This is a genomic window from Chryseobacterium sp. NFX27 (genome assembly GCF_049887855.1).
In the GTDB taxonomy this organism is placed as follows: domain Bacteria; phylum Bacteroidota; class Bacteroidia; order Flavobacteriales; family Weeksellaceae; genus Chryseobacterium.
In genome coordinates this window covers 80,339-105,081 of the sequence record NZ_JAGEKK010000016.1, presented here as the reverse complement: position 1 = coordinate 105,081, position 24,743 = coordinate 80,339, and the positions used below count along the sequence as shown (strand labels likewise).

22 protein-coding genes and 1 rRNA gene are annotated in these 24,743 nt (G+C 36.8%); 14 read left to right on the top strand and 9 right to left on the bottom strand.

Annotated features, from left to right (window positions below; all coding sequences use genetic code 11):
• From rrf to J4Q03_RS16665, 3 genes are all read left to right on the top strand, one after another.
• Positions 1-82 (top strand): 5S ribosomal RNA (gene rrf / locus J4Q03_RS16675); the annotation flags it as partial.
• Between the two features lie 240 nt (positions 83-322).
• Positions 323-1,441: a vWA domain-containing protein gene (locus J4Q03_RS16670; protein ID WP_426049250.1), complete on the top strand. Its 1,119-nt coding sequence runs from the start codon at positions 323-325 to the stop codon at positions 1,439-1,441.
• Between the two features lie 55 nt (positions 1,442-1,496).
• Complete coding sequence (locus J4Q03_RS16665; protein WP_426049249.1) at positions 1,497-2,936, top strand: AAA family ATPase; 1,440 nt, start codon at positions 1,497-1,499, stop codon at positions 2,934-2,936.
• Positions 2,937-3,021: 85 nt separating this feature from the next.
• On the opposite strand, the gene J4Q03_RS16660 is transcribed toward J4Q03_RS16665, so the two are convergent.
• Together J4Q03_RS16660 and J4Q03_RS16655 are read right to left on the bottom strand one after the other, a co-directional pair.
• Complete coding sequence (locus tag J4Q03_RS16660) at positions 3,022-4,650, bottom strand: acyl-CoA carboxylase subunit beta (protein ID WP_426049248.1); 1,629 nt, start codon at positions 4,648-4,650, stop codon at positions 3,022-3,024.
• Between the two features lie 279 nt (positions 4,651-4,929).
• The gene (locus tag J4Q03_RS16655; RefSeq protein WP_426049247.1) at positions 4,930-5,457 is read right to left on the bottom strand and encodes a GNAT family N-acetyltransferase; all 528 of its coding nucleotides are present in this window, start codon (positions 5,455-5,457) and stop codon (positions 4,930-4,932) included.
• Positions 5,458-5,697: 240 nt separating this feature from the next.
• Here J4Q03_RS16655 and J4Q03_RS16650 point away from each other — a divergent pair, with 240 nt between their 5' ends.
• The 3 genes from J4Q03_RS16650 to J4Q03_RS16640 are packed head-to-tail and all read left to right on the top strand — an operon-like array spanning position 5,698 to position 8,450.
• The gene (locus tag J4Q03_RS16650) at positions 5,698-6,576 is read left to right on the top strand and encodes a DMT family transporter (RefSeq protein WP_426049246.1); all 879 of its coding nucleotides are present in this window, start codon (positions 5,698-5,700) and stop codon (positions 6,574-6,576) included.
• A gap of 13 nt (positions 6,577-6,589) precedes the next feature.
• On the top strand, positions 6,590-7,672 hold the full coding sequence (locus J4Q03_RS16645) for a PorV/PorQ family protein (protein ID WP_306846478.1): 1,083 nt from the start codon (positions 6,590-6,592) through the stop codon (positions 7,670-7,672).
• Positions 7,673-7,694: 22 nt separating this feature from the next.
• Positions 7,695-8,450: a hypothetical protein gene (locus tag J4Q03_RS16640; protein WP_426049245.1), complete on the top strand. Its 756-nt coding sequence runs from the start codon at positions 7,695-7,697 to the stop codon at positions 8,448-8,450.
• 64 nt (positions 8,451-8,514) lie between these two features.
• On the opposite strand, the gene J4Q03_RS16635 is transcribed toward J4Q03_RS16640, so the two are convergent.
• From J4Q03_RS16635 to J4Q03_RS16625, 3 genes are all read right to left on the bottom strand, one after another.
• A complete protein-coding gene (locus J4Q03_RS16635; RefSeq protein WP_426049244.1) occupies positions 8,515-9,300 on the bottom strand; it encodes a T9SS type A sorting domain-containing protein in 786 nt (261 codons plus the stop codon).
• A gap of 130 nt (positions 9,301-9,430) precedes the next feature.
• A complete protein-coding gene (gene uvrC / locus J4Q03_RS16630) occupies positions 9,431-11,224 on the bottom strand; it encodes an excinuclease ABC subunit UvrC (RefSeq protein ID WP_426049243.1) in 1,794 nt (597 codons plus the stop codon).
• Between the two features lie 155 nt (positions 11,225-11,379).
• Complete coding sequence (locus J4Q03_RS16625; RefSeq protein ID WP_426049242.1) at positions 11,380-12,141, bottom strand: hypothetical protein; 762 nt, start codon at positions 12,139-12,141, stop codon at positions 11,380-11,382.
• Between the two features lie 136 nt (positions 12,142-12,277).
• Between J4Q03_RS16625 and hutH the strand changes: the two genes are divergently transcribed.
• The 3 genes from hutH (at position 12,278) to J4Q03_RS16610 (ending at position 15,944) form a co-directional block, all read left to right on the top strand.
• Positions 12,278-13,768, top strand: coding sequence for a histidine ammonia-lyase (hutH, locus tag J4Q03_RS16620; RefSeq protein ID WP_426049241.1), 1,491 nt, complete (start codon positions 12,278-12,280; stop codon positions 13,766-13,768).
• A 117-nt stretch (positions 13,769-13,885) separates the two neighbouring features.
• Positions 13,886-14,332 (top strand): GNAT family N-acetyltransferase, encoded by a 447-nt coding sequence (locus tag J4Q03_RS16615; protein ID WP_426049240.1) that lies wholly within the window; start codon positions 13,886-13,888, stop codon positions 14,330-14,332.
• A gap of 118 nt (positions 14,333-14,450) precedes the next feature.
• On the top strand, positions 14,451-15,944 hold the full coding sequence (locus J4Q03_RS16610; protein ID WP_426049239.1) for a S8 family peptidase: 1,494 nt from the start codon (positions 14,451-14,453) through the stop codon (positions 15,942-15,944).
• A gap of 206 nt (positions 15,945-16,150) precedes the next feature.
• Here the strand turns inward: J4Q03_RS16610 and ygiD are convergent, their stop codons facing one another.
• Positions 16,151-16,978, bottom strand: a complete 828-nt coding sequence (gene ygiD / locus J4Q03_RS16605; protein ID WP_426049238.1) for a 4,5-DOPA dioxygenase extradiol — start codon at positions 16,976-16,978, stop codon at positions 16,151-16,153.
• A gap of 108 nt (positions 16,979-17,086) precedes the next feature.
• The gene (locus J4Q03_RS16600; protein WP_426049237.1) at positions 17,087-17,599 is read right to left on the bottom strand and encodes a YceI family protein; all 513 of its coding nucleotides are present in this window, start codon (positions 17,597-17,599) and stop codon (positions 17,087-17,089) included.
• A gap of 326 nt (positions 17,600-17,925) precedes the next feature.
• On the opposite strand from J4Q03_RS16600, the gene J4Q03_RS16595 reads away from it, so the two are divergent.
• The gene (locus J4Q03_RS16595; RefSeq protein ID WP_426049236.1) at positions 17,926-20,067 is read left to right on the top strand and encodes a DPP IV N-terminal domain-containing protein; all 2,142 of its coding nucleotides are present in this window, start codon (positions 17,926-17,928) and stop codon (positions 20,065-20,067) included.
• A gap of 79 nt (positions 20,068-20,146) precedes the next feature.
• Here J4Q03_RS16595 and J4Q03_RS16590 read toward each other — a convergent pair whose 3' ends face one another.
• Positions 20,147-20,953 carry a hypothetical protein gene (locus J4Q03_RS16590; RefSeq protein ID WP_426049235.1) on the bottom strand — a complete coding sequence of 269 codons (807 nt, stop codon included), beginning with the start codon at positions 20,951-20,953 and terminating at the stop codon, positions 20,147-20,149.
• 107 nt (positions 20,954-21,060) lie between these two features.
• Between J4Q03_RS16590 and J4Q03_RS16585 the strand changes: the two genes are divergently transcribed.
• From J4Q03_RS16585 to J4Q03_RS16570, 4 genes are all read left to right on the top strand, one after another.
• Complete coding sequence (locus J4Q03_RS16585) at positions 21,061-22,086, top strand: LLM class flavin-dependent oxidoreductase (RefSeq protein ID WP_426049234.1); 1,026 nt, start codon at positions 21,061-21,063, stop codon at positions 22,084-22,086.
• A 116-nt stretch (positions 22,087-22,202) separates the two neighbouring features.
• Positions 22,203-23,027, top strand: coding sequence for a hypothetical protein (locus J4Q03_RS16580; protein ID WP_426049233.1), 825 nt, complete (start codon positions 22,203-22,205; stop codon positions 23,025-23,027).
• Between the two features lie 255 nt (positions 23,028-23,282).
• Positions 23,283-23,534, top strand: coding sequence for a VF530 family DNA-binding protein (locus J4Q03_RS16575; RefSeq protein WP_426049232.1), 252 nt, complete (start codon positions 23,283-23,285; stop codon positions 23,532-23,534).
• 114 nt (positions 23,535-23,648) lie between these two features.
• Positions 23,649-24,149, top strand: a complete 501-nt coding sequence (locus tag J4Q03_RS16570) for an FKBP-type peptidyl-prolyl cis-trans isomerase (RefSeq protein ID WP_426049231.1) — start codon at positions 23,649-23,651, stop codon at positions 24,147-24,149.
• A 40-nt stretch (positions 24,150-24,189) separates the two neighbouring features.
• Here the strand turns inward: J4Q03_RS16570 and J4Q03_RS16565 are convergent, their stop codons facing one another.
• Positions 24,190-24,567 (bottom strand): YchJ family protein, encoded by a 378-nt coding sequence (locus J4Q03_RS16565; protein WP_426049230.1) that lies wholly within the window; start codon positions 24,565-24,567, stop codon positions 24,190-24,192.
• Positions 24,568-24,743 lie beyond the last annotated feature (176 nt).

The window sequence follows — 24,743 nt, the reverse complement described above, 5'->3', positions numbered from 1 at the left end:
CCTGTTCCCATTCCGAACACAGAAGTTAAGCCCACCAGCGCCGATGGTACTGCGAAAGCGGGAGAGTAGGCCGCCGCCAGTTTTTATTAAAAGTCTCATACAGTATTTGTATGAGACTTTTTTTGTTATATACATACACCAACTAACCAAAAAATCAAACAAAAAAACAAATCCAACAATGATCGTTGAGGAAATCTGTATATCTGTGGTTACCTCATTCCTCTTGAATTATTTAAATATTAATCAAGATTATTTTTATTCATAAAAATTAAAATAGATTAAATCTCTTAAAGTCCTTTTATTTATGTTGTAACTTTATTTCATGAAAGAGCATATTGTGAGAGGGTTCAGATTTGAAACTTACAAAGCACCAGAATCATCTGTATTTGATCGGTTGCTGGAAATTTTTACCGATTTGTTAACCCATACCTCGGGAGATTTCGATGAAGCGATCGACTGGCTTCGAATGTTGGATGAAGAATACCAACTTACTACTCCAGAATACACTATTGACGATTTTATTGAAGATCTTAAAAAGAAAGGATATATCCGTGAAGAAGTAGATTCTAATGGTGGAAACGGAATTCGCCTGAGCGCAAAAATGGAACAAAATATTCGTAAACAAGCGCTTAATCAAATATTCGGGAACCTTGGAAAAAGTGGAAATGGAAATCATAAAACCAATAAAAGCGGAACGGGAGAAGATACAACAGGAGAATTTCGTAATTATAACTTTGGAGATCCAATAGAGAAAATTTCTATTACCGAAAGTCTTAAGAATGCCCAGATCAATAACGGAATCGGAGATTTTCATCTTACTGAAGATGATTTAATTGTTGAAGACAGTATTCACCAATCTCAGATGAGTACGGTTTTAATGATCGACATCAGCCACAGTATGATTTTATATGGAGAAGACCGCATCACCCCAGCTAAAAAAGTGGCAATGGCACTTGCAGAACTTATTACAACACGTTACCCAAAAGATACTTTGGATATTATCGTTTTTGGAAACGATGCATGGCCCGTTAAAATTCAGGAGTTGCCTTATTTGCAGGTTGGGCCTTATCATACAAATACGGTTGCCGGACTTCAGCTGGCGATGGACATTTTACGAAGAAAAAGGAATACCAATAAACAGATTTTCATGATCACCGACGGAAAGCCAAGTTGCGTTCGTCAGGCTGATGGTACGTATTATATGAATTCTTACGGTTTAGATGAATATGTTGTTCAGAAATGTTACAATATGGCTTCTCAGGCCAGAAGACTGCATATTCCGATTACTACTTTTATGATTGCGCAGGATCCCTATTTGCAGCAATTTGTAAATGAATTTACAGAAGCCAATCAGGGGAAAGCTTTTTATACAGGACTTAATGGATTAGGTCACATGATTTTTGAAGATTATGAGACTAATCGTAAGAAAAGAATCCGTTAAAATTCATTATTTATAAAAATATATTTCAAAGTTAATAAATCAGATTTTAAATAAAATGAGTGAAAAGCCAACTATAAAAACGCTAGGCTCGCTAAGAGCATCAGGATATATATCAAAAAATATTAAAGACGAATTAAGAGATAATTTAAAAAGTAAAATTCGCAGTAAAGAATCTGTATTTGAAGGGATTTTCGGATATGAAAATACAGTTATTCCTCAATTGGAGCATGCCATTCTAAGCAGGCATAATATCAATTTATTAGGATTAAGAGGTCAGGCAAAAACCAGGCTGGCGAGAATGATGACTTTATTGTTGGACGAATGGATCCCTTTCGTTGCAGGAAGTGAAATTAATGACGATCCGTTCAATCCAATTTCACGTTTTGCAAAAGAATTAATTGATGCAGAAGGCGATAATACTCCAATAGAATGGCTTCACCGTGATGAAAGGTTTTTCGAAAAACTGGCAACTCCGGATGTGACTGTTGCAGACCTGATCGGTGATGTTGATCCTATTAAAGCTGCCAATCTAAAACTTTCTTATGCAGACGACCGTGTGATTCATTTCGGAATGATTCCGCGTGCAAATCGTTGTATTTTTGTTATCAATGAATTGCCGGATCTTCAGGCGAGAATCCAGGTTTCCTTGTTTAATATTTTGCAGGAAGGAGACGTACAGATTCGTGGATTTAAGGTGAGAATGCCTTTGGATATCCAGTTTGTTTTCACAGCGAATCCTGAGGATTATACCAACAGAGGAAGTATTGTAACTCCGCTGAAAGACCGTATCGGATCGCAGATTTTGACACATTATCCTGAGAATATCAATATCGCAAGAGAAATTACCAGGTATGAATCCAGCTTAGATGGACGTCAGAAAAATGGAGTATATGTTCCTTCTTTAGCGAAAGATCTTTTGGAGCAGATTGGTTTTGAAGCCCGTGAGAGTGAATATGTAGATTCAAAAAGTGGAGTGAGTGCACGTATGAGTATCACTGCTTTTGAAAATTTATTGAGTACTGCAGAACGCAGATCTTTAGTAACGGGTGATGAAACAACGTCTGTAAGATTAAGTGATTTTGTAGGGGTAATTCCTGCCATTACAGGGAAAGTGGAGTTGGTGTATGAAGGTGAGCAGGAAGGTGCAGAAGCGGTTGCTCAGTTATTAATTGATAATGCAATCAGAACTTTATTCACATCTTATTTTCCGAAAGTGGAAAAGCTGGAGAAAAAAAATATCGACGGACCGTTTAGCCAGGTTACGGATTGGTTTTTAGAAGACGACGGCTCTTTGGAAATTACTGATGAATCTTCGGATGAAGTCTACGCAAAATCTCTTAACAGAATTACACCTCTTGACCAAATGATTGAAAAATATCAACCGGATACGCTACCAGAAGATATTTTATTCTTAAAAGAGTTTATTCTTTGGGGGCTTGCAGTTAATAAAAAACTGAATAAAGAGAGATTCAGAACGGGAGTATTCTTTTCTTAGAATTCAAAAAATTTCAACAGTATAAAAATAAAAGATGTGGAAAACCAATTCCACATCTTTTTTATTTTTGAATAGTCAAATATGATCAGACCTGGATAACTCCCAGATTAAATTTCTCTGTAATAGGAGCATGATTAGCTGCTTCAATACCCATAGAGATCCATTTTCTTGTATCGGTAGGATTGATGATAGCATCTGTCCAAAGTCTGGCAGCAGCATAAGTCGCTTCTGTCTGCTTTTGATATCTTTTTGTAATAGTATTTAGAATTTCATTATGTTCTTCTTCAGTGATCTCCTTACCTTGCTTCTTTAACGTGGATTCCTGAATTTGCACTAAAACTTTTGCTGCCTGTGATCCACCCATTACAGCAAGATCTGCCCAAGGCCAGGCTACAATTAATCTGGGATCATAAGCTTTACCACACATGGCATAGTTTCCTGCGCCATAAGAATTTCCTGTAATGATCGTAAATTTCGGCACTACAGAATTCGAAACGGCATTCACCATTTTAGCACCGTCTTTAATAATACCTCCATGCTCAGATTTTGAGCCCACCATAAATCCTGTAACATCCTGAAGAAAAACTAAAGGAATCTTTCTCTGGTTACAATTGGCAATAAATCTCGTTGATTTATCGGCAGAATCCGAATAAATAACACCACCAAACTGCATTTCACCCTTACCGCTTTTTACAAGCTTTCTCTGATTCGCTACAATTCCTACAGACCAACCGTCTATTCTGGCTGTGGCACAAATGATACTTTTACCATAGTCCGGCTTATATTCATCATATTCTGAATTGTCAACCAGGCATTTAATGATCTCGTAGGTATCATACTGTTCAGCTCTGGAAACCGGAACAATTCCAAAAATATTATCAGGATTTTCCTTTGGAGGAAAACTTTCTATTCTGTCAAATCCTGCTTTTTCATTAGTTCCAATAGATTTCATGATAGTTTTGATCCTGTCTAAAGCATCTTTGTCGTCTTTAGCCTTATAATCTGTAACTCCTGAAATTGAACAGTGTGTAGTAGCTCCACCAAGGGTTTCATTATCAATGCTTTCCCCGATAGCAGCTTTTACAAGATAACTTCCGGCAAGGAAAATGGAGCCGGTTTTATCAACAATCATTGCTTCATCGCTCATAATAGGAAGATAGGCACCTCCAGCTACACAGCTGCCCATAACAGCCGAGATCTGGATAATTCCCATAGAGCTCATTTTAGCATTATTTCTGAAAATTCTTCCGAAATGTTCTTTATCAGGGAAAATCTCATCCTGCATAGGAAGGTAAACACCTGCAGAGTCTACCAGATAAATGATAGGAAGCTTATTTTCCATTGCAATTTCCTGTGCTCTGAGATTCTTTTTTCCGGTAATAGGAAACCAGGCACCGGCTTTTACAGAAGCATCATTAGCCACAACAAGACATTGTCTTCCGGAAACATATCCCATTACTACCACAACACCCCCGCAAGGACATCCTCCATGTTCTTCATACATTTCATAACCGGCAAACGCACCGATTTCTATGGAATCTGAACCTTTATCGAGAAGATATTCAATTCTTTCTCTTGCTGTCATTTTTCCCTCGTCACGAAGCTTTTGAAGCCTTTTCTCACCACCTCCTTTTTTTATTTCAGCGAGCAATTGATTGATATCCGATAATTTTAATCTATTTTGATCTTCCCGTTTATTAAATTCAAGGTCCATAAATTTCAATTTTTTACGGCTAAAGATACTATTTTTATAATGAATGAGCTTTGAAGTAAAACAAGTGTTTAATATATTGGTTCTCAGAAAATTGTGAAATTTTTAACAAAAAAATATTTTCAAATTACTGATATTTTTTCTAACTTTACTTCAGAGTAAAAGGAATGATAATCCTTGTTAATTACTCTAAGTTCCTAGTTTATTTTTTTAATAGTTTATTATTTGAAGGCCCTGAACGTTGAATAAATTTTCAGGGTTTTTTGTATTTATATATTGAGATTAAACTGAATAATATTTTCTATATTCTAAGATATTGAGAAATGATGATGGGCTTTTATTTTTTTGATATTTTTTAAAAAGGGTAAAGCCCAATTTTTCAGGTATTTTCCTACTGGCTATATTTTCCTGATCAACTGGATACATAATGTATTGGAAAGTAAAATTATTTTCTAAAAATTCAATAAGGCTCACTATTATTTCTGTACCCAATCCAAGACCTTGGGCACTCTTTTTTAACCATAATCCAAGTTCTACCGATTCTTCTGTTATATTATGGATACCACAGCAACCCATAAAGCTATTATTATAATCAAGTGTAACCATTACCAGGTCGGTGTTCTTTAATAACATTTTTTTTGATTCTTGAACGAAAACTAGAATGTCATTTCTATCTCCATCCGGATTAAAAGGCATATATCTTGTAACTTCTGCAGTGAAGCAGGTATTGATATCGTCAATATACAATTCGTCTACAGGCTGCAATACCAGTCGATCTGTTTTAATTCTAATATCTTTATTGAGTATCATTAACCAAATTTATAAATTTTATCCGACGAGATACTTATGAATGGTTTGACAAACAACATCTTCTTTATTTAAATTTCTATTAAGTATTTTTTATTTTAAGCTAGTTGTGAGAAATGATTTGGAAAAAGTAAGGTGAATCTCTATTAAGTATTTTTTTATTAAACTATTATTTGTTTTTTTATCAGATTTGTAAAAGCCTATTTGTAAATTTGCCTGTTAAAAATTTACAGAAGATAGAATATGCAAAAATTAGCACTTTTCAGGCTGCATTTAATTGTTTTTTTATGGGGGTTTACCGCAATTTTGGGGAAACTGATTCATGCCAATGCACAGATCCTTGTATTTTACAGAATGCTGTTTGCTGCTGTATTTTTATTTGTATTTATCAGGATTTATAAAAAAGAGAGCATTAAGGTATCAAAGAAAATATTTTTTCAGCTTGCCGGGATAGGTTGTGCTATGGCACTTCACTGGTATTGTTTTTTTTATTCTATTAAAGTATCTAATGTTTCTATAGCATTAAGCTGCCTGTCACTTTCTACGTTATTTGCTTCCATACTGGAGCCTGTTATTTTTAAAAGAAAGATTGATATATCGGAAGTTGTGATGGGGGTAGTAATTGTTGCCTGTATATTATTAATTTTTAAAACCGAATTTCATTTTAAAGAAGGTATCATCTATGGGATTCTCTGTGCAGTATTCGGAACTATTTTTTCTGTTTTTAACGGTAAAATGTTTGGTAAAACGAGTTCAGGAAATATCATATTCTACGAGATCTTTTGCGGATGGTTTGTGTTGGCGGTATTTTATATGTTTACAGGACAGATTTTTCAAATGAATGAAATAAACTACAGAGATCTGGCGTTAATATGCTTACTGGCAAGTGTTTTTACGGCTTTTCCAATGCTTGAGTCGGTGAAGCTTATGAAATATATCTCGCCTTTTACTCTAATTTTAACAGTTAATTTAGAACCTGTCTACGGAATTATACTAGCTTTTTTTATCTTTGGAGAATCAGAAGAAATGAGTCCTATATTTTATGTAGCTTCAGGCGTTATGATATTGGCTATTATTGTAAATGGATTAATAAAAGCCAGAAAACAAAAAAACTTTAACTAAGCATCAAATTTATATGATGAAGAAATATTTTTTACTTGCATTTTCACTGCTGTTTGGGCTGTCTCAATCTCAGATTATAAGAAAATACTCCAATGAATTTTTAAATATCGGGGCCGGAGCAAGAGGACTTGCAATGGGTGGAGCTGTAATTTCCAACCAGGATGATGTATATTCACCGATGTGGAACCCAGCTGGTTTAATGGCTATTGAACGGGACTGGCAAGGAGCGGCAATGCACGCAGAATATTTTGAATCTATTGCAAAGTATGATTATCTGGCGTACGCAAAAGTCCTGGAAGAAGGTGTATTTGGTGTTTCAATAGTAAGACTGGGAGTAGACAATATTCTGAATACAACCCAGATGATCGATGCTGAAGGTAATATTGACTATGATAAAATCACAAAATTTTCCCAGTCTGATTATGCTGCTATTCTTTCCTACGCCTTCAATCCTGCAGGCAATCCTAAACTGGATGTAGGGGTAAATGCTAAAATTGTTTACAGAAATGTAGGGAAATTTGCAAGCGGTTACGGTTTTGGTTTTGATATAGGAGCTATTTATAAGGCTGACAACGGATGGAAGTTCGGGGGAATGCTGCGTGATGCAACGACTACGGTAAATTTCTGGAGTATCAATCAGGGAGAGCTTTCAACAGTGGTAAACGGCGAAGAATTTAACCCTGCACCAAAAGATAAAATGGAACTTACGATGCCTAAACTGAATGTGGGAGCAAGTAAAATATTCAATATTAACAGCAGCGTTTATGTATTGCCGGAAGCTGGTATTAATGTTGATTTTGCTAAAACAGCAGCTTTGATATCAACAGATTTTGCAAGCATAACGCCTTATGCCGGGGCTGAGCTTGGATATCAGAAAATGATCTTTGTAAGGCTTGGAATTAACAGATTTCAGTCTATTACAGATATTGAAGACCTGAAAAGAAAAGTTTCCTTCCAGCCGAGTGCCGGACTTGGGATAAGATACAGAGGACTTACACTGGACTATGCGATCACCAATTCAGGAATCGGGGGATCTAACTTCTATTCTAATTTTTTCTCCCTTAAATTAGATATGGGAGCATTCAGAAATGATTAACTTTGAATTTAATTTAAAAGCAATGAAAAAGATTTCAGTACTTACGTTTATGTTGGCAGTTACTGCTGTTTTCGGGCAGAAAGTTTCTGATTATAAATATATTTCTATTCCTCAGACCTTTAAAGATTTTGATAAAGAATCATATGGTCTTGATGATTCCTTAGCCAAGGCTTTAAAATCAAAAGGATACACCGTTGTCCGGGAAGGTAAAGACCAGTGGCCTTCGGGGATTGAAAAAAACTCTTGCAGCTTTGCTGTGGGTAATGTGCTTAATAAAAGTAGTTTTCTGAGAAATAAAATAGAGCTTGAGTTTAAAGACTGTAATGGGAATGTGGTGTTTTCATCAAAAGGAAGTTCGAACATTAAAGAATATAAAGAAGGCTATCAGGATGCCCTTAAGCAGTCTCTTGTTTCACTTCCAGCTTCAAATCCGGTGGCCAATCTTCAGGTGACAAAGGATGAAAGTCCAAAAGAAAATGTTGTGACAAAAAATGAAGAGAGTTCATCTGTATCTGTCACAGAAAATACATCCGGGAAATATACCAACGGCAAGCTTAATCTTCAGAAGATACAGGTGGATACCAATCAGTTTATCCTGGCAGACAATGGAAGTTCTGTACCATTTGCTGTTTTTAAAACTTCTTCAAAAAAAGATATATTTAGGGTAAAACTTTCAGATGGAACTTATACTATCGGATATTACGAAAACGGAAATATTGTGATTGATATGCCACAATCTAATGGAGAATATTCTAAAGAAATATTTCTTCAAAAATAAATATTGATAAAATAGAATAAAAAAAGTCCTCAATGCGAGGACTTTTTTGCATATAAAGAAGTTCTTATTTCTTGATAAACTTTAAAGTCTGATTTTCTTTTTTGCCGTTAATCTTTGCTGTATATGTTCCGGGAACAAGCTCGGATAATGGAATAGATGTATTGCTTTTCTGTGATGAAACAGTTTTCACTAATTTTCCGTTCGCATCATAAATTTCTATAGATTTAATTGTGTTTTTATCTTCTATATTTAAAACATCAGTAACAGGATTAGGATATACCTTAGCAGAAGGTTTTGTAACTTCAGAAGTAGACAAAGCACTTACAATATTTGCGGTGTAATCTGTCCAGGTTCCGTATGCATAAGTTCCACATGGCGATTGTGCTGGATTTCCGTCTCCGGCATTGGCCAGACGGTTCCAGACTCTCATTCTGTACGCTCCGGCTATCACGGAATTAGGAATTATAAATGTTCCGGTGTACACTTGTGTTGAGTTGGCGATATAGCCTGGTAAAAATAAAGCTTCTCCTGCATCATCAAAATCACCGTCTTTATTGAAATCGATAGCCATTCCGCAGGATATCCATCCCGTTGTTGTTACGTTAATATCATAAGTAACACCTGTCGTCAGATTCATGCTTACCGAAGTTCTGTCTCTTCCGCTGGTGCAGGTTCCTGCTGCAAAAGTATTGTTGAAACTAGCCTGCGGGATAGCAACCTGGGTAATTCTCCAGCTGGAGCATCCACTGGGATATGATGGATTACAATAAGTCTGGGAATAAAAAAGATTAGCAAATGCAGACGCAAAGAATAGTGCAAAGAATTTTGCGAAAATGTAGTTATTTTTCATATGGTTAAGGTTTATGACACTAAAATATGAAAAAAACACTAGAAACAAAACTTTACAATAAATTAAATAAATATAAAGCGGTTAAATTGAATATTAATAATTAAAACTGCAAATAAAATAGTTTTAATTCTTAGCCATTATTAAAGAAATCATGAACAATTTTCGCTTTACTCTTCCCTAAAATTTCTTCCAGGGTCTCCAGACTTGATTCTTTGATGCGTTTTACAGATTTTAATTTAGATAAAAGCAATTCAATCGTTTTCCCTCCAACACCCGGAATTTCTTCCAGCTCAGACTTAATGGTTGAATTTTTTCTTCTGGTCCTGTGATGTTTTACCCCAAAACGGTGGGCTTCGTCCCTTACCCTTTGCAAAATTTTCAATGTTTCCGATTTCTTATCAAGGTATAAAGGAATAGAGTCTTCAGGAAAGAAAATCTCTTCAAGTCTTTTTGCGATCCCCACAATTGTGATTTTACCGTAAAGGCCCAATAACTTTAAACTTTTTACAGCAGACGAAAGCTGGCCTTTTCCTCCATCTATAAGAATCAGCTGGGGCAGGTTTTCCCCTTCATCCAGCATTCTTTTATAGCGGCGGTAGATCACTTCTTCCATCGTGGCAAAGTCATTGGCACCTTCTACTGTTTTTGGGTGGAAAATTCTGTAATCGGCTTTGCTTGGTTTTCCGTCTTTAAAAACCACACACGCAGAAACAGGGTTCGTTCCCTGGATATTCGAGTTGTCAAAACCTTCAATATGTCTCGGCTCCACAGGCATCCGTAGAAGTTTCTGCATTTCAGACATGATTCTGTTCGTATGTCTTTCCGGGTCTACAATCTGTACCTGCTTTAATTTTTCTAAACGGTATTCCTTTGCATTTTTCTCCGAAAGTTCCACAATCCTTTTTTTATCACCGACTTTTGGAACAATTAGTTTTACATTCGGAATCTCTACAGAAAGATGGAAGGGTAATAATACTTCTTTAGAATCAGAACTGAACTTCTGGCGGATCTCAATCAAAGCTTCTTCCATGATATCTTCATCCGTTTCTTCAAGGATCTTTTTGATCTCCGTTGTAAAACTCTGGATGATATTTCCGTTTCTGATTTTGAAGAAATTCACATAAGCAGCAGCTTCATCACTGGTCATTCCAAAAACATCGACATCATCGATATTCGGATTCACGACTGTATTTTTAGCCTGATAATCTTCCAGGATATCCAGTCTTTCCTTAATGATCTGAGCCTCTTCAAACTTAAGATTAGAAGCCATTTTCATCATCTGATTTACCAGATACTCTTTTGCTTTCCGGAAATCCCCTTTGATGATTCCCCGGATGGCATCGATCTTTTCATCATAATCTTCCTTACTTTCCAGATCCTCGCAAGGCCCCTCACAGTTTTTAATATGATATTCCAGACATACTTTGTATTTTCCTTCTGCAATTTTAGCAGGTGAAAGATTAAGGTTACAGGTTCTCAGCTTATAAATATGTTTGATGGTATCCAGCAAAATTTTTGCAGGACGCACTTTCGCATAGGGCCCATAATATTCAGATCCGTCTTTGATTACATTTCTGGTCAGGAATATCCTTGGAAAACTTTCATTTTTAATACAGATCCATGGATACGTTTTATCATCCTTCAGCAATACATTGTAAAAGGGACGGTGCTCCTTGATCAGGTTGTTTTCCAGTAAAAGTGCATCATATTCGCTGTTGACGATGGTTGTTTCAAGACGTACGATCTTTCCTACCATTATTTTGATACGGTAGCCCGGAAGATTTTTATTGAAGTAGGAGAGAACCCTTTTCTTTAAATTTTTGGCCTTTCCCACATACAGCAATTGGTCGTTTTTATCATAATAACGATAAACGCCCGGTTCCGATGGTAAAGTTTTGAGCTGTAATTCTAAAGAAGGATTCATATAACAAAATTACGGAATCCATCCGGGATTTAAAAGAACAAAACTGCAGAGTTTTTCTGCAGTTTTATGATGTATGTTTAAATTAGATCCGCTTTGAGATCCCGAAGAGTTTTAGGGTTTGAGAGTTTTTCCCGAATTCAGATTGAAATTAAATTTTATCCGTTATTCATCGAAGTGTATTCACTTACCAGAAAGCTGAAATAATCCCATTCAACTGAGTTTTTAGGGTATTTTTTCATGAATTCTGTATTGTCACCAAACAGGAATTCATAATTATCTTCAAAGTCATCTTTGTGAAGCCACATCACCTTATCACCTTTCTTTACATAATAAGATTTAATAACGCCGCCGCCAAGCTGAGGAGAACCCATCATAGAAAAACCGGTAGTTTCTTTAGCTCTGGGATCGTGATAGACAGAAATAATATCACTGAATTCAGGATTGATCAGCTGCATCAGGAATTCCTTGTCATCTTTTTTATTTTTCAGAGAAACGGTTTGGTTTACAAAATGTATTCTGCCACCGGCTGTATTCTTGGTGAGTTTTTTGGTGCTGAAATTTCTGATGTTGCTCATATATTTCCCGACTTTTGCAATTTTTTCAGCATTGCTGGGATATACATACATTTCGTTAATCTGTTCTGCATTGAATACTTCATTTTTTTTAGTGATGCTGTCTTTCAAAGCTACTTCATAGATCTGTCCTTTTTTAGTTTCAATCTTACTGCAGAAACCTTTATGGGCTGTTCCGTCTTTTAGAATAATAGTTGATGTCTTTTTGGGAGAGGGCGAGTTAAACCCCTCGTTGAAGAGGTATGTTTCCATTTTTTTAATCTCCTCTTTGGAATATTTTACCTTCTGTGCAAAAGTTGCAGTGCCTGCAACACATAATGTAAGCAGTAAAGTTTTAAGTTTCATAAGTTATTGTTTATTGTTTTTAATTTAAGCGGTAAAAATAGCAAAATAATTTACGTATAATCAGAAAAATATAGGACTGTGAAATTTAGCTTTTCCAATTATGGTTAAATGCGTAATTTTAAGGAAATTTTTAGAAATGATATACGGTGTAGATGTTTTTACTTTCCATGATGTTCTGGAAATCTGTAAAAAACCAAATAAAGCTAAACTTAATAAAGCAGCTAAAGAACAGATCCTAAAATCCCAGAAAAATGTTCAGAAAATAGTAGAGTCCGATAGATGTGTTTATGGGATCAATACAGGTTTCGGACCGCTTTGTGATACTAAGATATCAGCTGATGAAACTGCCCAGCTGCAGTATAACCTTATCATTTCTCACGCGGTAGGAGTAGGAAAGCCTATCGACAAGGAATTTTCCAAAATCATGATCATTGCCAAAGTGCATGCATTGTCCAAAGGATTTTCAGGGGTTTCCCTGGAAGTGATTGAAAGACTGATCCTGATGCTTGAAAAAGATATTATTCCTGTAGTACCGGAGCAGGGGTCCGTAGGAGCTTCAGGAGATTTAGCTCCCCTTGCGCATCTTGTACTTCCGTTACTCGGACTGGGACAGGTTTGGGAAGGAGATCAGATTTTCGAAACTATGGAAGTTTTGGACAGACATGGTCTGGAACCGTTGGCTTTAGGCCCGAAAGAAGGCTTAGGACTGATCAACGGGACTCAGTTTATTCTGGCTCATGCGATCAAAGGATTAGAAAAATTCGAATACTTATTAAATTTAGCAGATATGACTGCCGCAATGAGTATTGAAGCGTACAGAGGTTCTGAAAGTCCATTCAAAAAAGAGCTTCACGACATCAGGCCTTTTGAGGGCAGTAAAAAAGTTGCGGCCAGAATGGCTAAATTTCTGAAGGGTTCAGAAAACATGAAAGCACATGAAGACTGTGAAAGAGTTCAGGATCCTTATTCCATGAGATGTGTTCCTCAGGTACACGGTGCCAGCAGAAATGCTTTTGAACATCTTAAACTGATGGCTGAAACAGAACTGAATTCTGTAACGGATAACCCAATTGTGTTAAGCGCAGAAGAATCTATTTCCGGAGGAAACTTCCACGGACAGCTGATGGCGCTTCCTCTTGACTATGCTACACTGGCAGTGGCTGAATTGGGAAATATTTCAGACAGAAGAAGTTATTTATTATTAGAGGGAAAATACGGATTACCAAGATTACTGACGGAAAGCTCAGGACTGAATTCAGGATTTATGATTCCTCAGTATACTTCAGCGGCTTTGGTTACGGAAAATAAAACGTTGTGTTTCCCGGCATCCGCAGACTCTATCCCTACAAGTTTGGGACAGGAAGACCACGTTTCTATGGGAAGTATTTCCGGTAGAAAATTCAATCAGGTTTTAGGAAATCTGGTCAATATTTTATCTGTGGAACTCATGTTTGCAGCTCAGGGATTAGAATTCAGAAGACCTGCCAAATGTTCGAAGATTATTGAAGAAAATTATGCCATCATCCGTTCCAAAGTTAAAAAACTGGAAGACGACAGATTAATAGGAAAAGATATGCTGGCGATTGCAGAACTGATCAATGAAAGGAAATTTAAGGTTGACGCTTAATTAATTCAAATGAATTAAAAACAAATAAACTCTAAGCTTCCTCTCACAGGGAAGCTTTTGTATTTTTGAATTTAATTTTAAAATACTTAAATCTTATTAATCTTAATTTAACAAACAATGACTATCAAAAGAACCGATTCCTCCAATATAGATTTCCAGAAATTAGTCAAACTCCTGGATGCCGATCTTGCTGTACGGGATGGAGATGATCATGAATTTTATCACCAGTTCAATTCAATTGATATGCTGAAAAACTGCGTGATAGCTTACTCTGATGGGAAGGCGGTGGGCTGTGGTGCTTTCAAGCCTTTTTCTGAAGATACCGTAGAAATAAAAAGGATGTATACTGATGCAGGATGGCGAGGAAAAGGATTCGCTTCTAAAATATTAAATGAGCTTGAAGTCTGGGCCAAAGAAGAGGGATATAGCAGATGCGTTCTTGAAACCGGAATCAAACAACCCGAGGCTATTGCCTTATATGAAAAATGCGGTTACATAAGAATTCCCAATTACGGACAGTATATAGGTGTTGATAATAGCGTATGTTATGAGAAAACAGTATAAACTTTTTAAAGATTAGCGATAACTATTAATATTCAGGTAATACTAAATTCATTTTTTCTAAGTGTTTAAATCACGTCAAAGTGTTATATTGTGGTTCCAAACCATACAAATTAAAACTATGAAAAAAAGAGTATTTTACCTTTTAGCACTGTTCTTTGTTTTGAATTCATGTACCAGAGATGGACTGCAGAACGAAAACCCTGCCATTGAAGCTGTTCAGAGGGACCCTTTAACGGGAAAGCAGATCAATGCAGAAATTAACAGCATGATCAAGAACACTGGATCTTTCAACTGGAAAAATGCTTCAGACCATCTGCTTTGGAGTGCTGTTTTCAGAGGAAACAGAATGGTCTCCATCGGATTTGGGGCTTCAAAGGATGATTTTGACAGAAGCCTTTCTCCTGACAACAAAGCAATGGAAGCTGAAGTTTTAGGTCTGATCCAGCAATATGAAGGCGTTGAACAGACGAGATTTCTGATTTCTTCCGATCAGTATCTTAATCAGATGGATGTTGTCATAGACAAAGAAGAAACCATTACGGCGTTAAGAAAGATGAAAAATATCCGCTATGTGGAACCGGGAGATTATCATTATTTTGAAATAGAAAACAGTCTTAATTCCAATGCAAAGTCCAGCAGTGGTTCATCAGGATGCGGATTTGAATCAACGGCTTTAAATCTTGCAGATTATACCACCACTACACCCAATGCTAAGGTGCCATGGGCATTTACGAAGCATAATATTCCAAATGCATGGAGCTACAGCACCGGAGCAGGAGTTACCATAGGCCTTATTGATACCGGAGTTTCACCCGAGCAGACCTTGCTGGGAAGCAGTTTTAATACAGGAGCATCTTCCGGAAGAACAATCAGTAAATTTGGTTCATATGTCAACGGATCCACTACAGACGGTCCGGCTGACCAATGCGGACACGGAACAAAAATGGCTTCTGTGATGGCAGCACCAAAAAATAATGCAGGACTTCCTGTAGGAGTTGCCTACAACGCGAATCTCATCACTTACCGCGCCGCCTCCAATGTGGTGCTGGAAACTTCCAGCGAGCAGAACGGGGTAAAAACAGCATTTACGGATTTGGCTAATAATACAAGTGTAAAGATCATTTCCATGTCGATGGGACATATTTTCTCGGTAGGAAAGATCGAAGACGGCGTGAAATACGCTTATTCAAGAGGAAAACTGATTTTTTGTGCAGGAGGGACCTCCACCAGCTTTACCAACTTTGTAGGTGTTATTTTTCCGGCAAGCATGTCTGAAACTCAGGCGGTAACCGGAGTAAAAGAAGGAACTTCCAATCAGAAATGTGACGTCTGCCATTCCGGGAGCCAGATCGATTTTACCTTCCAGATGGAAAGAGCCAATGGGAATACAGTTCCTGTTTTAAGCTATTATAACAATCAGGCAGATTATGTAGGCGGTTCATCTGTGGCAACGGCCGCTACAGCTGGAATTGCAGCTCTTGTCTGGGCTAAAAACCCTTCATGGACAAGAGATCAGGTACTCAATAAAATGAGACAGTCTGCTACATACTATCCAACGGTAAATTCAAGCTATGGTTATGGAAACATTAATGTACTCGCAGCCGTACAATAAATTATTTTAAGTAAATACCAGGGAATATCTCTGTCTTCCAACTGATTATCAAGCAGAATTATATTTTCAATTCTTTGAAAGCAACCTTCGTTGATGAGCTGGTGAGGATTGGTGATATTCCCTTTTTTTAATTTCAATAGTGCTGTCGGTTGCAAAAAAGAGTTGGCAGAAAGAGTTCTTAGTAATAAATAACTGCGAAATATAGCTTATCCTATCCTTACACTGGTCATGCTTAATGATCCGCCAATCAGTTCATCATTAAATAATGACAGACTTTCAGCCTGATCCTTTAAGCCTAATGTATAGATCAACGGAAGATAGTGATCTGGTGTAGGAATAGCATACTGCAGGAATGTTCCCTGTTTCTGATAGTCTATAATATTCTGGAAATTTCCGTCCAGAAGCCAGTTGTTCGTCTTTTCTCTGGCTTCTACAGCCCAATCCCACCCGGCGCCTACCGTATCGATATTTTTCCAGTCGATCATGCGGAGATTATGTACAATATTTCCGCTTCCGATAATGAGGATTCCTTTTTCACGGAGCTTAGTCAGCCTTTGGGCAAGATCATAATGATACTGTGGAGGTTTTGTATAATCTATGCTCAGCTGGATTATAGGAATATCAGCTTCCGGATACATATGCTTGATCACCGACCAGGCACCATGGTCAAGCCCCCAGTTGTGATCTTCCTCAACCAAAACAGGCGATAAAAGCTCAGCTGTTTCCCTAGCCAGTTCCGGACTTCCCGGAGCAGGATACTCTACATCAAACAAAGCTTTGGGAAAACCTCCAAAATCGTGGATCGTTCTGGGCATATCCATTGCAGTAACAAAAGTTCCCTTTGTATACCAATGTGCGGAAATACACAGAATGACATTAGGCTTGGGAATCTCCTGTGCCGCTTTTCTGAATCCCTGTACAAACTGGTTTTCTTCAATAGCATTCATCGGTGAGCCATGCCCGAGGAATAAAACAGGCATTCTTTGGGTATTCCCAAAATTAGTGCTGATATTTTGCAGATCATTAAGATTCATAAGTTGAAAATATTAAAAAAGGCCCAAGGCTTTTAGAAATCCCTGAACCTTTTATGTTTTAATTGGTATAGATATTTTTACGAGAATATCCCAAAACTCAATTTTGTATTATGCCTGTTTTACAAACTGTAATTCTCCGGCTATTTTTACTTCGTCGCCTACCATTACGCCTCCTGCCTCAAGAGCAGCATTCCAGTTCAGTCCGAAATCTTTTCTGTTGATTTTTCCTTCAAAAGAAAAGCCTGCTTTTGTATTTCCCCATGGGTCCACATTAATCCCTCCGAAGTCTACATCTAAAGTAATAGGTTTTGTAACACCATTTACTGTAAGGTTTCCTGTTACTTTATCATTTAAAGCCTGAGATTCAAATGTGATAGAAGGATGTTCTTCTGCATTGAAAAACTCAGGAGATTTTAAGTGATTATCCCGGTCTGTGTTGTTGGTGAATACAGAATCAGTCTGGATGGTAGCCGTTGTTTTAGCATTGCTAAAAGTATCATCTTCAGCTTCAATTTCAGCGTTGAATGTTCTGAAGTTTCCTTTGATATTAGAAATCATCATGTGCTTTACTTTAAAAGTAATTTCACTATGCGTTGGGTCTAGGTTCCATTTTGTTGCCATTGTATTGTATTTTTTGTTTGTTATTAATACTGCAAATGTAGGGCAGAGAACATATACCAGTCATTGATTTAGGATAAGAAATGAAATAACTCCTATTTTTATGTGAAGGTTAATTTTGCTCTACAAATGAATAGTAAATTATGACCGGTATAAAAATTTCACTGTTGACCATTCACCATTCACGTTAATTTACGCCTAATTTTCCTATCATTAAGGTAAGAATTTATTTTTATCAATACATTAATCCTGTTTTATGAATGTTTTAATTTAACATTTATTAACGGGTGACTTTTATTTCTTATTTTTGATGGATTCAATTTTATACGATGAAATTACATAGATTTTCTTTATTGATGCTGATTTTGGGTAGCTCTGCAATCGCGCAGACCCAAAAATTTACAATGGCGGAGGCTGTAAATGGACTGAGAACGAATCTTGCCGTAAAAAATATTTCCCAATTTTCATGGGCTGCAGACGGTAAATCATATATCCAGGCTGTAAAAGGCGGTTATCTGATCACCGATCTTAAGACCAATAAGCAGGATACCTTGGTGTCTTTGACCCAACTGAACAAGTCATTTTCAGATGCTAAACTAAAAGCAGTTCCTCAGATCAAATTTACCGGAGGCTCAAGCGGCTATTTCAGTGCGGACGATAAAATGTTCTGGATCGAAAAGTCAGGAAACGACTGGAAAGTAAAAACCTCTGCTGCCGTTGATGAAAATGCTTCCAATGTGAAAATGTTCGGAGATAACCAAACTTTTGCATTTACTGTAAAAAATAATTTATATGTCAGCAAAAATGGGAAAACAATAGCTGTAACTAATGATTCTGATGAAAATATCATCAACGGAGGTGCAGCAGTTCACAGGAATGAATTCGGAATTGATACAGGAATTTTTCCTGCTCCAAACTCTGAAGCTGTTGCGTTTTACAGAATGGACCAGACCATGGTGGCAGATTATCCTGTTGTAGACTGGTCAGTAACACCGGCTGTAAACCATAACATCAAGTATCCGATGGCAGGGCAGAAGTCCCACGAAGTTACTTTGGGGATTTATAATCTTAAAAATCAGTCAACCACTTTCCTGAAAATTGAAGGTGAAAAAGATCAGTATTTAACAGCTGTTACCTGGAGCCCGGATTCAAAATATATCTTTGTAGGCGTTCTGAACCGTGGCCAGAATCATTTAAAAATGAACCAGTACGATGCCGCTACAGGAAATCTGATAAAAACTTTATTTGAAGAAACCAGCGATAAATATGTGGAGCCTCAGCATCCCCTTACTTTCTTCCCGAATTCCAATACCGATTTTATATGGCAAAGCCAGAGAACAGGATACAATCATCTGTTCCATTACAGTCTGGAAAAAGGCTTGATTGCCCAGATCACCAAAGGAGACTGGCTGGTAACAGATATTTTAGGTTTTAATGAAAAGAAAAAAGAGATCTATTTCACTTCTACCAAAGAAACACCGCTTGAAAAACATTTATATAAAATCAACTGGACAAGCTTTAAAATGCAGCGAATGGATGATGTATCCGGTGTACATACAGGAATTCTGAGCAGCGATGGAAATTATCTTTATGATACCTACACTAATGCAGGTACACCAAGGTCTGTGAATATTATCAATACCAATACTGCTAAGTCAACCAATATTCTTACGGCAGAAAATACACTGAAAAATTATCAGAGACCTGAAATTAAGAATGTAGAATTAAAAGCTGATGACGGAACACCACTGTACGGAAAAATCATCCTTCCGACAGATTTTGACGCTAATAAAAAATACCCGGTGATCGTTTATCTGTACAATGGGCCACATCTTCAGCTGGTGACCAATACCTTTCCGGCATCAGGAAATCTTTGGTACGAATACATGGCTCAAAACGGATATATTATTTTCACCATGGACGGAAGAGGTTCTGCCAACCGTGGAATGAAATTTGAGCAGGCTGTTTTCAGAAATCTGGGAACAACGGAAATGAACGACCAGATGAAAGGGGTAGATTACTTAAAATCCCTTCCTTATGTAGACTCCCAGAGAATGGGGATCCACGGATGGAGCTTTGGTGGATTTATGACGACAAGCTTCATGCTTCGCCAACCTGATGTCTTCAAAGTGGGCGTCGCCGGGGGGCCGGTGATCGACTGGAAAATGTATGAGATCATGTATGGAGAAAGATATATGGACACACCGCAGGAAAACCCTCAGGGATATGCTACCGCTAATCTATTGGATAAAGTTCAGAATTTAAAAGGAAAATTACTGATGATCCACGGTGCACAGGATGATGTAGTAGTATGGCAGCATTCCATTAAATTTATTAAAGCTGCAGTAGATAACGGAGTTCAGCTGGATTACTTTGCTTATCCTGGACATCCGCACAACGTAATCGGGAAAGACAGAGTCCACCTGATGCAGAAGATTACAGACTACTTTGATCAGTATCTTAAAAAATAATAGAAAATCCAGCCTTTCGGCTGGATTTTCTATTATTTTTTAAGATATTAAAACTTCTATATCTCGCAGATTGAACTGATTAATCATAAAACTCCTTTGTCACGTAAGTTCCCTTATTGATTTTTTTCAATTCTTTTAATATATAATACCGGTGCAGGAAACCTGTAAGCACAACGATTTTTTTACCGGGATGGGTTTCTGCCATTTTAAAAATATTTTTAGCCATAGTCTGATTTCGGAGATCCCAGAATCCGGACATTAATTTAAAACCGTCTCTGTAGCTGATCTTTTCACCATTCGGCTTTACAACAAATCTTTTTGCAAATTCAGGTCTTGCTTCAGTGATCTTTAAAAGTTCGGAGTACTGTGCCTTCTGTCTTTTTCCTGAAATCTGATCAGTAATTGCATTATTAAAATTTTCCGGTGATAATTCCGCAATCTTCATCAGGTCTTTTGTGAGATTGGTAAAATTTTCATAGATCTTCACCTCAGATGGGGCTAGTTGTTTTGCTTTATAAAGACTGTCAATAAGTTTCACCGATAAATTATCCGTAGGAACCATTCCCTTGTCTTTCCTGTATTGATTCCTGCCTTCAAAATCAAAAGAGAATCTTAATGTTTTCGGGTGTTTTTTCAGATAAGCATTGCTTGCTTTAATCTCGTTTTCTGTAATCTTAATGCCGTTTTCGTAGTCTTTCATTCCCTGGGTATCCACTTCATGAAGGATGATATCAGGCTTTACTTTATCAAGTATGTCGAAAAGTATTTTTGGATGATAGTTAGGCACACTGTCATGGATGTTGCCGATGACATAGATTTCATTTTTGCTTTGTGAAAAACAGAACCCTGTAAGGAAAAGTAAGAACGCTGTTAAGGTATGTTTCATTTTTATAATTATAGAAAGGGTTAAATATAGGTAAAATCCGTTCTTAACAAACATCAATGTTTTTGAGCTTTTTCATCCGTAATTTTGTGTATCTAAAATCTAAAAATATGGAATTAGGAATAGGAATGTTTGGTGACCTGGCGTTTGATCAGGCAACCGGAAAATATAGAGATGCAGGGGTGAAGATCCGTGAAATATTGGAACAGGTAAAATTGATGGATGAGGTAGGAATTGATGTTTTTGCAATGGGAGAACACCACCGTCCGGATTATGCAGTTTCTTCACCGGAAATGGTACTGGCTGCTGCGGCAAGTATCACCAAAAACATAAAGCTGGCAAGTGGTGTTACGGTTTTAAGTTCTTCAGAACCGGTAAAAGTATATGAAGATTTTTCAACTTTAGATCTGATATCAGACGGAAGAGCTGAAATATTCGTAGGAAGAGGAAGCTTTATTGAATCTTTTCCGCTTTACGGCTATTCACTGAATGATTACGAAGAGCTTTTTGATGAAAAATTAGAATTGCTGCTAAAGATCAATTCAGAAGAAAATGTAACCTGGTCAGGAAAGCTCCGTGCACCCATGCAGAACCAGACTGTTTATCCGAGAGCAAAAAATGATGGCAAACTGTCAATCTGGAGAGCGGTAGGCGGAACTCCGCAATCTGTTTTAAGCGCGGCAAAATTAGGAATGCCTTTGGTGGTAGCCATCATTGGAGGAATGCCGGTACAGTTTAAGAGTCTGGTAGAATTTTACAAGCAGGAATATCAGAAAGCCGGACATGATGTATCCAAAATGCAGATCGCTATTCATTCGCATACTTTTGTAAGCAATGAACAGGCTGTTGTGGACGGGTATTTCAATAACTATAAATCTCAGATGGACAGAATCGGAGCAACCAGAGGTTGGGCTCCTTATACAAAAATGCAGTATGATGGTGGAAGAGCAAGAGAAGGGGCATTATTCATTGGAAACCCGGCAGAAGTGGCTGGTAAAATTGCTTACATGAAAGAAATTTTCGGAATCACAAGATTTATTGGGCATATGGATATCGGTGATCCGGCTCATGATATCATGATGAAATCCATTGAACTATTCGGTCAAGAGGTAAAACCTGCAATTAAACATTTATAAATATTAATTCTAAGCAAAAAATTCTGGAAGATTAGTTATTTTCATCATCTTTTATTAAAGCGTTAGCTGAAAATTTGAAAATTATATTAATTAATAGTATTTTTGGTTAAAACAATATGATGAGAAATGCTCTGATTGCCTTATTTACTTTTGCTTGTACAGTTATTGCCGCTCAAAATGTAGAAAGCATTGCAAAAGAAGTAAAAGAAGAAGGAATGACACTTTATCATAGTGAAATGGCTAGCTGGTACGGTACTGATATTTTTAGAGAGAATTATGATAAAATGGACAATGTGGGTGGATATTTCTCTTATGTGGATAAGACAGTTCCCAAATGCATTTTCTTTTCTAAGAAAAATAAAGTGATTGCAACGATATCTTTTCCTGCAAATTTTAATCCGAAAGATGCTAAAAAAGATTTCAACGAAAGACAATTTACAGCTACTGAGAACGATTATTTTAACATTAGACAGAAGGCATTGACAAGAGTTCAAAACGATACTATTTTTAAAAATTATAAAAATGCGAGTCTTAATTTGATTCCTATCATTAAAAATAATATTAAGAAAGTATATATAGTAACGGGACCTTCTATTGAAAATGTTGTCATATTCGGGAATGATTATCTGATCACTTTTAATGATAAAAATGATATTCAGAATGTAGAAAAAATGCATCAGGGAATGATTGTTCAAAAAATCAAAGATGATGATGGTGAATCCAGTGGTGGAGCTCACACTCATATTTTGGAGAACTGGCAGACAATAACCCCAACCGATATCTGTACGCTAATGCTTTATCAAAGATTTACAAATTGGGAGAATTATAGTGTAGTTTCAAAAAAATATATAAGCCTCTGGCATAATAAATCAAATAGTCTAACTATCATGAAATCTGAAGACTATGATAAAATAACTAAAAAAGAAGAAGAAAAAAAATAATAATATAATATTGACCGGATATCTTTGGTGAACAAATTAAATATTTATAGTTTTAAGCAAAATAAATAAACCGCAGAACAGCTGCGGTTTATTTTTAACTGTAGAATCTAATAGTGCTTATCACACTTTATATAATCTCAAACAAGTTTTCCTCCTCATCCTTTACGATATTGAGGGCAATTTTTTTGACAAGAGATATTGTCCGTTGGATTTCCATATCAGCGTATAATATTATACTTTTACAAAAAAATAACAATGCAGGAACCGTCAAAAGATCCGTTACACGGAAAAAGGCTTGATGCCATTCTTGAAGAACTGGTAGAATATTATGAAGGTTTCGAGAAGCTTGGCGAGCAGATCAATATTAAATGTTTTACAGATAATCCAAGTATTAATTCCTCTCTGAAATTTTTAAGAAAAACAGATTGGGCCAGAGCCAAGGTAGAAAGTCTGTATCTCTATGTATTGAGACAGAAAAAACGAAACGAAACAAAGAACGGGAAGTGATAAGTGATACTGTCTTAAGATTTGTTTTTAACATCTTTCCAACAGACAATCATTTCAAAAATAGTATATTTGTGGTGTTAATCGTGAAAAAATATCACGAAAAAAAGAAAAAATATGACAATTGAAAACAACCATGTTGTAGCAGTAAGTTACATACTTCACACGATCGAAGAAGATGGAAGTAAGATTCTTGTAGAAGAAACAACAGCAGAAAATCCTCTTACATTTTTATATGGTGTAGGAAGAATGATTCCAAAGTTTGAACAAAATATTCAGGGTCTGAAAGCCGGTGATAAAGCTGCTTTCGTCATTCAGGCAGAAGAAGCTTATGGAGAGAAAGATCCGAATTCGATCGTGCAGCTGCCTATCGATATGTTTCAGGAATCAGGAACTCCGCCTTTGGGAGCTATTTTGCCTTTATCTGATGGTCAGGGAAATAATTTCCAGGCATTTGTATTAGAGGTAACACCTGAAGCAGTGGTGGCAGACCTTAACCATCCAATGGCTGGGAAAGTATTAGATTTCCAGGTGGAAATTATCAATACACGTCCTGCGACAGAAGAAGAACTGGCACATGGTCACGCTCATGGAGCTGACGGAACAGAGGCTCACTAAACTATAATAAATGTCCGGATTTTTCCGGACATTTTTTTCTTTACTCTAAAAATTCTCCGCTCACATAAAACCACCGGTTTTGGAGCATTTTGAATTTTGATAATTCATGATGGATTTGCTTGTGACCTTCTTCATCAGTATAAAAGGCTTTAAACTCAACTTTACTGACAGAAGGTTTATCTATAATTTCCAGTTGTGTCCATTCATTAATTTCTCCCCATTCCTGCAGGTCTTCTGTATTGTGAAATTTCCTTTTTGCCGGATATGTAGTTTCCATCAGATATTTCCCGTTTGGAAAAGCAAATGCTGAAAACCGGGAACGCATCAGAGCTTCCGCAGTAGGGGCATGTTTTTCTCCAGTGTGGTAAGGCTTACAGCATTCTTCGTAGGGTTTTCCTGAACAGCAGGGACAATCCATATTCTCATTATTTTCGAACCACAAAAATAGAAATTTTATTGATAAAAGCGGACTTTAGCCCATCATATAAGAAACGGATTAAAAACACCATATCTTTATCAATAGAAATGGGTTTTAACCCATTTAAATAAGAATCATTCCACAGCTTCAGCCAAAACCTATAAAAAAGAAGCACC